Source organism: Kitasatospora sp. NPDC047058, assembly GCF_040643935.1.
In the GTDB taxonomy this organism is placed as follows: Bacteria; Actinomycetota; Actinomycetes; order Streptomycetales; family Streptomycetaceae; genus Kitasatospora.
In genome coordinates this window covers 1-9312 of sequence record NZ_JBEYVJ010000290.1, presented here as the reverse complement: position 1 = coordinate 9312, position 9312 = coordinate 1, and the positions used below count along the sequence as shown (strand labels likewise).

The window sequence follows — 9312 nt, the reverse complement described above, 5'->3', positions numbered from 1 at the left end:
CCGCTCAACACTCGGGGTGCCGCGCGCAGGCCCCGGGCAGCATCCGGGCCGGGACGCTGCCCGGGGGGGGATGGTGCCCGGGGGATGGTGTGCCCGGGGGCCGCGTCAGCCGGCGGCGCGGAAGGGGCGCAGTTGCAGCAGGCCGACCCGGTCGCCCTCGACCGCCCACTCGATGTCGACCGGCGCGCCGTACGTCTCGTCGGGCGAGAAGTGCGCCTGCAACAGCCGGCTGATCAGGGCCAGTTTGCGCAGGAGCTCCTTGGTCCCGGCGTCGAGGTCGGTGGCGGCGGTGCCGAGCGAGACCGTCCGGCTGCCGCCCTCCATGGTGTTGCACAGGTACTGGAGCGGGGCGCCCCGGCCGGAGACCACGTCGGTCACGGAACGCGGCGAGATGTTGAGGTAGACGTCGCGGAAGTCCTGCGGGCTCAGCGGGTTGCAGGTGACCAGGACGCCGCCGACGGTGGCGCCGACCTGTTCCTGGACGATCACGCCCATGCGGCAGTCGTCCAGGGGGATGCCCGCCTGGAGCCGCAGCAGCACCGCACGGGGCGAGAGCAGCGAGGCCCAGACCTCCCGGACCGCGTCGAGCACCGCGTCCGGGCCGCTGACGTCCGCCACCGACTCGTAGAGTCCGGCGGCGGAGAAGCCGGGCAGGTCCTCGGCGTTGGACGAGCTGCGGACGACCTGGACGGGCACGCCGTACAGGTGCAGGTCGAGCGCCCGGGTGATCTCGGTGCGGACCGGGCCGGGCAGCGGGGTGCTGCGGACCAGCCGCTGCGCTTCGCGGCAGAGTTCCCCGATCCGTGCGGCCCGGTCCCGGGACGGCGCCTCCCCGGGGGACGAAGTCCCTTGCCGGAGCTCGGAGTCGAGCCGGTCGAGGGCGCCCCGGAGCTCCGCCGAGGAGTCGACGAAGCGCTGCTGGAGGGAGAACGGCAGCACGATCCCGCGCGGCACGTGGGCGTGTTCCTTCACCAGGTGCTGCGCGGCGGCGGCCAGTTCGGCCTCGTCCGCGTCCTCCGGGAGGCCGAGCTGCCGGGCCAGGTAGCGCAGCAGGTTGTCCCGGGGCGGGCGGGGCACGCGGTAGAAGCCGAGCCAGCGGGGTGAGCCGTGCTGCAGCAGGTGGGTGAGTTCGCCGAGGTTGGCGGCCTTGGTGCCGAACCGGACGTGGTCGCCCGCCCGCAGGTCGGACAGCGGGGTGACCGGGGTCGGCGTGAGGTCGGGCCGGTCCACGGTGATGCGCTCGGCCGGCGGTTCCGGCCGGACGCCCCCGGTACCCGGCTCGGCGGCTTCGAGGAGGAGGTCCTCGCCGTCGGCGTCGACCCGGTAGTGCACCCACCGGCCGGCCAGCCCGGCGCGGTCGATCCGGTCGACGGCCCCGACGCCGACGGCGTTGGGGATCCGCCATCCGGCGGCCATCACGTTGATGTGGGAGAGCGGGGTGGTGTGCTCGGTGTGGATGATGCCGGACACCCGGGGGATGTCCTCGGGCACCCGGGGCATCACCACGATGTCCTGAAAGTCCAGCGGCTCGGGGTCGGCCCGGTACTCCTCCTCCGAGCGGAACACCCGCAGCCGCCCGTGGGCCGCCCCGGCGTTCAGCGGCACGAACGAGGCCGTGGAATAGAGCTCGTGGGACAGGACGCGCGGTATCTCGGTCTCCGGGATGCGGGCGAGGTAGCCCTCCTGCTCGTGGTTGGCCGGCTTGAGGACCAGTGGCAGCGACGGGTCGATGTGCTCGCGCACCCGGTGGTAGAAGGACCTCAGCATCTCCTGGGACATGGTGTCGACGTCGACCGTCTCCAGGGAGAGGAAGACCTCGTCCGCGTGGCCGGTTTCCGCGGCGCCTCCGGTGTGCCGGGCGAGGGTGCCCAGGAAGAAGCGGCGATCGGGATTCCGGTAGACGTCGTCGTTGAAGGAGTCGAGCCCGCAGGCCAGTTCCTCCATCGACATGCCGAGGATCTCGCACCCGACGTACTGGACGTGGAGGGTGCCGGCGGCACTGTCGATGAAGTGGAGTAACGACTCCTCGCGGTCCAACACGATTTTCACGTAGGGATAGCCCCCGACGAGTCCGGCGAGCCGGGAGAACTCCTGGAGGGCGAGCGTATTGCCTTGTAGGCGGGGCCGCGTGGTCGCGTCGTTGCGATCCGAACGGGTCATGCGCACAGTTCAGCCATTCGTCATCGTACACACGATCGGTGTGCATCTGGTTCAGAAGGGTGGTACGGCTACGCACACAGTGCCATCGTCATGAAGATTTTACGAATGATCAAGTGACATCAGGCCAACGCGGACCGATTCGGCCAGCGGATCGTCCCCGCGCGAACCACAACGACACGCCGGGACGTGGCAAAGGTCACAGGAAGGGGCTTCCTGATGAACATTCAAGGATTTCCGGAAAAGTCGATTCCGGCACGACCGCCGGCGTTCGGCCCCGCCGTTCCCGTCCGGGGAGGAATGCGGTGAAGCCGCCGTCCGCGCCCCGGGCCCTGCGCTTCGACGGCTGGATCGCCGGCGTCGGCACGGCCTCCGGCACGCGCCTGGTCGTGGGGCACTGGGCCGCCTCGCCGTTCGGGCCGTTCTCCGACGTGATGATCGAGTACGCCGACGGTCACCGGCTCCTGCTGGCCCCCACCGAGCGGACGGCCGGCTTCATCGCCGGCACGTACACCTTCGACCGGGTGCGGGTCACCCCGGTCCGCGTCGAGCGCGGCGGCGCGTCCTGGCGGGTCACGGCCGACGCGCTCGACCTGCGGTTCACCACCGGGCGGCGGGGTGTATTGGGCCTGGCGCTCCGGGCGGTGCCCGGCCCGCTCGCCGCCCGGCCCGGCTGGACCGCCGTGACGGATCCGCTCGCCCGCCTCCTGCTCGGCGTACGCACCCGGGGCACCGCCGGGCGGGGCCGCCGGGAGTGGTACGGCGTCCGCGACCTCCACGCGGTCACCGCGGTGGCCGCCGTCCTCGACGGCCGGCCGCTCGGCCCGCTCGCGCCGGTCACCCCCGTGCGGTTCGGCTTCGGCTCCACCCCGCGCAGGCCCGCCGTCGTCCGCGTCACGACGACGGTGGGCACACCTGCCGGGTGACGTCCGCGCCCGGGGTCCGACCGCTACGTCAGGACGCAGTGGTTCCCGGCCCGGCGTCCTCCCGGAGGCGGTCCTCCCGGAGGCCGTCCTCCTGGAGGCGGCCCTCACGGAAGCGGCGGAGCGCCTCGGCCGCGGCCCGGCGGCCGGCGGCCTGGAAGATCATCTCGTTGGAGTCCACCCGGTGCCACTCGGCGTCGTGCAGGCGGACCCGGAACGCCCGGACGGGCAGCCGTCCGTCACCGGTCGCGTAGAGCTCCTCCCGCAGGCCGCGCTCGAAGGCCTCGGCGAACTCCGGCGGGAGGCGGTTCCCGGGGATCTCCAGGACGAACTCGAAGAGCGCCTCCCCGTCGGCGGGCAGCGCCTCGAAGTCCGCGGTGGCGACGGCGTAGTGGCCGCACACGGCGGGCTTGACCAGGCGGACGTGCACATCGCGGACGGCGGGCGCCTCGCCCGCCGCCTCCTGCCGCCACCCGCCGGGCCGCACGGTGAAGAGCCGGCGCGGGCCCACGCCGTCGTGGAAGGCGTCGCAGAACTCGTACGCCGCCTGCTGCCCGGCCGCCGCGAAGCCGGCCGCCGTCGACCGCCCCTCACACCACTGCGCACGGCGCAGGCGCACCCGCACCGCGTAGGGCAGGACGCCGTGGAGCGACCAGGCCCGCAGGCGCGCGAGCACGCCCTCGCCGAAGGCGGCGCCGAACCCGGGCGGCAGGCCGTCGGGGGACACCTCGTCGGCGAACTCGAACGGCAGGCCGCCCTGGCCCCCGCCCGGCGGGAGGGGTTCGAAGTCGGCCGAGGCGACGGCGAAGGGCAGCACACCGCCCCGGCCCGACAGGTACGCCTGAACGTCCCTGACCGGCCGGTCCAGTCGCCTCGGACGCTCCCGTACTCCCGCCACGGCCCGATCGTAGGGGCCGGACCCTCCGTGCCGTCGGCCGGGCCCGGCCGACGGCGGTGCACCGCGGCGCCGGGGCCGGCGCCGGACCGCGTCACGAGTACCCCGTCCGCACACGTGTCCGCTTTTCCGGGCATGGCCACGGCGCAATGGGCATGCCATTTTCCGGGCGGTGATGTCGATTGCATAAATGGAAGGAAAAGCGGACCGTCCGATTACGCGCTACCCCTACGATGGTCATCACGGCGTCGCCGAGTGATCGTCAACTCTCTTGAGGATCTTGATACTTCGGCGTGCCCATGATCCGTACGGGGTGGACGGAGGGGCTGGGGCACATGGTCCTGCCGAATGGTGCGTTGGCAAACCGTCCGGGTGGGGAGAAGTCGCGGGCGAGGCCGGCGCCGAGGGCGTCGGATCCGGCCGGACTGGCGGCGGAACTGGAGCTGCTGGCCGGCGAACCGCGCGTGGAGGCGTTCGGCGGGGTGCTGCGCGACCTGGCGGCGGCGGTCAGGAGCGGCAACGGCCTCGCGCCCTGGGCCGGCGGCAGCCTGGTCGCCGCGTACGGGACCGCGGCGGCCCTGGGGCCGGGCGGCGGACGGCGCGGCCGGATCACCACCGGCCTGCAGCTCGCGTCCTCGGTGATGGTGCTCTTCCCGCTGCTGCTCACCTGGAGCGGGCTGGGGCTCGCGGTCTCGGCCTACCAGGACTACCTGGACGACCGCGGCGCCGGCCGGGCCACGGCCGGGCCGGACCGCGCCTCCTTCCTGGAGCTGTGGCAGCAGGGCTTCGGCGGACACCTCGCCGGGCCGGCCAGGTTCGACTGGCTGGTCGGCTACACGGTGCTGCTGCTGACCGGCCTGGTGGCCGCCGGGGTCGTCCGGCAGGTGATGGCACGCCAGGACGAGGAGAGCGGACGGGAGCTGGTGCGCCGGCTGGCGTTCGCGCTGGCCCAGACCGAGGCGCTGGCGGCGGCCGCCGCGCACACCGAGCCGCGCCGCTTCGCCACCGAGCTGCAGTCGGCGGCCGAGGGGCTGCGCGAACTCATCACTCTGTCCGCGGGCGCCGGGGACCGGTCCCGCGCGGTCCTGGAGCAGGCCACCGAGGCCGCCCGGACGGCGGTGGCGGCGGTGCGGTCCATGGAGGACGCGACGACCGCGCTGCGGAAGGGCACCGAACAGGTCTCCGAGGCCTCGGACCGGGCCGCGGCCGCCGCGGCCGGGCTCACCCGCGGCAGCGAGCTGCTCGGCGACCGGGTCGCCGGAGCGGTGGCCGAACTGGCCGCCGGGATGGAGCACAGCACCGCGAGCAGCGCGGCGCGGATCACGGCGGCGGCCGAGTCCGCGGCCGGGCGCTTCGACGAGGTGCTCGCCGGGGCCTTCGACGCCCAGGCACGGCAGGCCGTCCTGCACACCGAGGCCCTGGAGCAGCGCAGCCGGGCGGCCGAGCAGCTGCTCACCACCGCGACGGACACCCTGACCGCCGGCGCCCGGGACCTCGTCGGCGTGGTGGCCGGCCTGGACGGCGCGGTCACCGGGCTGCCGCACGCCCTCGGCGCGGCCGCCGAGGAGGGCGCCGAACGGATCGGCACCGCGTACGAGCTGGCCGTCGCGGCGCTCGCCGCCTCGCTGCGCGGCGAGGTGGAGGAGGCCGCGGCGGTGATCGGCGACCGGGTCGCCGCGCTCGGCGAGCTGATCCGGGAGGACGGCGAGCGACGCGCCTCGGGCCGGCGGGACACCGCCACGGCGCAGGCCGAGCTGCTCGCCGCGGTGGAAGCCGCGCGCGGGGTGGTCGACGGGCTGGCCGGCCGGGTGGGCGCGCTGGCCGGGCAGGGCGAGTTCCTGGGCGAGCGGCTGGCCCGGCTGGGGGACGCACTCGCCCGGCAGGAGGCGGAGTTGCGCACCGGCCGGGACGAACTGGTGTTGCACCGGGACGAGTTGGTGAACTCGGCGGACGGGCTGCAGAAGGCACTCACGCAGACCGGGGCCCGGCTGGAGCAGCTCGGGGAGTCCTGGCGGGAGCACGCCGGGGCGACGCCGGCCGACGCGGCCCCGGCTGCACCGGCCCCGGCACTCCGGACCCCCACGCTCCACGCCCCCGCAGTGGCCGTCACCGACCGCCGGGCGGAGGAAGGGTGGCCGCCGCCGGCCCCGCCGGCCGACCGGGCACCGCTCCCCCGCGACCCGGCGCCCCGCGACGCAGTACCCCAGGACGCGGAGCCCGAGACCGCGGAGCCCTGGACCGCGGAGCCCCAGGACGCACAGCCCCGGCGCACCGCCCCCTGGGGCGCCCCCGGCCGGGCCGCCCGTGACGGCGGGGACGCCGGATGACCGGGCGCGGCGGCACATGGCTGCTGCACGGCGCAGGCTGGCTCTTCGCCGACCTCATGGTGGTCATGGTGCTGGTGGTGCTGGGCGGCCAGACCACCCCGCTCCCGGTCGCGGAGCCCTCGCCCGCGCCCGGCACCACCGCCTCCCCGCCGGCCGCCCCGGAGCCGGCGTCCTCCTCCCCCGCCGCGCCGACGGCGAGCTCCCCGGCGCCGCCGCCCGGCCTGGACCCGAACAGCACCTCGGTGGTGGTCGAGGTGGACGCCGACGGGCTGATCGGCGGCGACCCCGCCGCCCGCGCCGCCTTCGCGGACCGGCTGAAGGACCAGATCGGCCCGTACACCCGGCGCAGCGCCGCGATGGTGTTCGTCTGGGGCACGGCCGCCGGCTGCTCGCGGTGCACGGCCGACCTGGGCCGCAGCCAGGCACTGGCGGACTCCGTCGCACCGTTGGTGCACGCCGTCGCCCCCGGGTTCTTCCCGGCGGACGACCGCCGGCTGATCCGCCCGTACCTGGACGGGCAGGGCCGCGCCGGCACGGTCCGCCTGGAGCTGTTCTTCCTCCGCACCTGAGCACCCGGCACCCGAGCACGCCCCGACCCGCACCTCCCCCACCCTCCTCCCCCGCCCGCTCCCGCTTCCCCCTTCGGCGCCCGGCATCCGTCCACCGCGGCCCGCCCGGCCCCCGGGCCGGCCGAGGCCCTGCACTCCAAGGAGTTGACCGTTGTCGCGTTCGATGGACTTCCCGGCGCTGAGCGATCTCGCCCAGGCCGTCGAGGCACTGCTGGCCGGGTTCGACCCTCCGGAGGGCCCGGAGGAGGCCGCCCTGCGCGAGCAGGTGCTCGACCTCGCGGGCGAGTTGCGGGCCCGGGCCGAGGCGCCGGTGTCGCTCGCCGTCGTCGGCCAGTACAGCGTCGGCAAGTCGCTGCTGGTGGGCACCCTGCTGGGCCGCCCCGACCTGCTCGCGGTGGAGGAGCGCCCCGCCACCGGCAACATCACCGTGCTGCGGCTGGTGCGGGGCGAGCCGGGCAGCCGCACCGAGGTCGCGCCGCGCACCCTGATCCGCTACATGAGCACCGCCCAGCTCGGCTCCTGCGTCGGGGACATCCTCGACGAGCTGGTGACCGGCATCGAGGCCCGGCACCCCGAGCTGCGCGCCCGGGAGCTGATCGGCGGCCACAACCCGGTGCTGGACGAACGCGGCTGGAGCCCGTTCAACAGCTGGTACCCGTGCCTGTGGGGCCGCCCCGGCCAGGGCGTGGCCGCGGTGAACCCGCTGACCATCGCCGCCACCCACCGGGACGCCGTGGTCGAGCTGTGCCGCATCCGCGACGCCCTGCGCGGCCAGCGCGACCTGGTGGACTCCGGCGCGCTGGACATCGACTCCGCCGCCGTGCGCACCGCGCTGCTGCTGCCGCCGGTGCAGGCCACCCCGGACGAGGCGCCGCGGGTGGAGTCCCTGCACTTCACCCGGGCCAGGGTGGCCGAGGACGGCGAGGCGCTGCGGGCGAGCTTCCCGCTGATCGAGCGGGTCGAGCAGACCGTGTTCGTCTCGCCCGAGGAGTGGGAGATCGGCGGCCTGATGCACGAGCACGAGGTGCAGGTCCTGGACTTCCCCGGGATCGGCGCGGCCAACTCGTACGGGCGCGACCGCAACCTCAGCCGCCGGGTCCTGGCCGACATGCACACCATCCTGGTCGTGCTCAACGCCCAACGGCCCTACTCCCGTGAGGCCCTGTCGTTCTGGGAGATGCTGACCGACGACGACCGCACGCCCGCCGCACTCGCCGACGCCGCGCTGGTGGCGGCCAACCTCTTCGACCGGGTCGGCGTGCCCCCGGCCGGCGACGGGAACTCCCCGCTCACCGACGCCCTCAACGGCATCCGGATCCAGGGCGGCAAGTACGTCGGCCGGCGGGCCGACCGCATCGTGGCGGTGTCCGCGGTGGCCGCCATCGAGGCGTACGGGCTGACCTACGAGGACGCCTCGCCGGAGACCAGGACGTCCCTCGACCGGGTCCTGTCCGGGCTGCGGGCCGAGCCGCTGCCGCACTGGCAGGAGGCGGTCACCCGGCTGGAGGACCGGTTCCCCGGCGACGACTGGGCGCACCGGCTGCGCGCCTACGACCAGGACGGCGGGCTCAAGGCGCTGCGCGACCTGCTGGAGGCGCACGTGCGCGAGCACGGCGTGGGCCAGAAGGCCGAGCGGGCACGGCAGTCGAAGGACAAGCTGGAGGCCGCCCTGCGCGACCTGCGCCGCCGCCTCTGCCTCGACCTGGTGGCGCCCAGCGAGGAGTACGTCGGCGCGGCCGCGCGCTTCGAGCAGATCCGCGCGGTGTTCCAGCGCGCCACCCGCCAGCTGCGGCAGCTGCGCGACCCGCAGGAGGAGACCCCCGAGGGCCCGCTGCCGCCGTCCTTCGCCGAGGTGAGCCGGCAGGTCCGCAACGAGGTGTACGGCTGGGAGCAGTGGAACCACCTGATGGAACGGGCCTCCGACGACCCCGAGCTGCTGGTGTCGCGCAGCGAGCCGCCGCGCCGCCACCGGATCGGGCCCGGCGCCCGGCGGGACCAGCGCCAGGACGACTCGATCTCGCCGGACGTCACCACCGTCTACCAGGAGACCTTCCGGGCCACCATCGACGACGCGGTGACCCGCAACCTGGCCGCCGTCCAGGAGTGGATGGACGCCTGGGGCGCGTACTGGCAGAGCGCCTGCGCGCCGCTGCTGCGCTGGCTGCGCGACGAGGACGACGAGTCCGCCCGGCTGCTGACCGAGGTCTACCGGCGGCGCCGGCACGACGTGGGCCTGCTGGAGTACGTGGACTTCGCCCTGGACGTCGCCGAGGTCACCGGGCAGCTGAAGGAGGCGCTGGCCGAGGACGCGATGCCGAAGGCCACCGACTGGGCGGCCGCCTTCCCCGCGCAGTCCCGGCACGCCCTGGCCTGGCACCACGGCATGAAGGTCCCGTCCGACGCGGACGACCGCCGCCGGCGCCATCCGCTGGCCGTGGCAC

General features: G+C 75.0%; 6 protein-coding genes. 4 read left to right on the top strand and 2 right to left on the bottom strand.

The genetic code is table 11. From position 1 onward, the window contains the following. Positions 1–105: 105 nt before the first annotated feature. Positions 106–2160 (bottom strand): PEP/pyruvate-binding domain-containing protein, encoded by a 2055-nt coding sequence (locus ABZ885_RS30140; RefSeq protein ID WP_360195396.1) that lies wholly within the window; start codon positions 2158–2160, stop codon positions 106–108. A 302-nt stretch (positions 2161–2462) separates the two neighbouring features. On the opposite strand from ABZ885_RS30140, the gene ABZ885_RS30135 reads away from it, so the two are divergent. Next, complete coding sequence (locus ABZ885_RS30135) at positions 2463–3083, top strand: hypothetical protein (protein WP_360195393.1); 621 nt, start codon at positions 2463–2465, stop codon at positions 3081–3083. Between the two features lie 28 nt (positions 3084–3111). Here the strand turns inward: ABZ885_RS30135 and ABZ885_RS30130 are convergent, their stop codons facing one another. Then, entirely contained in the window at positions 3112–3978 is an 867-nt protein-coding gene (locus ABZ885_RS30130) for a hypothetical protein (RefSeq protein WP_360195390.1), read from the bottom strand. A 353-nt stretch (positions 3979–4331) separates the two neighbouring features. Between ABZ885_RS30130 and ABZ885_RS30125 the strand changes: the two genes are divergently transcribed. The 3 genes from ABZ885_RS30125 to ABZ885_RS30115 all read left to right on the top strand — a co-directional run. After that, entirely contained in the window at positions 4332–6302 is a 1971-nt protein-coding gene (locus ABZ885_RS30125) for a hypothetical protein (RefSeq protein ID WP_360195387.1), read from the top strand. Then, the gene (locus tag ABZ885_RS30120; protein ID WP_360195384.1) at positions 6299–6871 is read left to right on the top strand and encodes a hypothetical protein; all 573 of its coding nucleotides are present in this window, start codon (positions 6299–6301) and stop codon (positions 6869–6871) included. Before ABZ885_RS30125 ends, ABZ885_RS30120 begins: the two co-directional genes overlap by 4 nt. Positions 6872–7022: 151 nt before the next feature. Then, positions 7023–9312, top strand: a 2290-nt coding sequence (locus ABZ885_RS30115; protein WP_360195381.1) for a hypothetical protein, incomplete at its 3' end; no start/stop codon positions are given.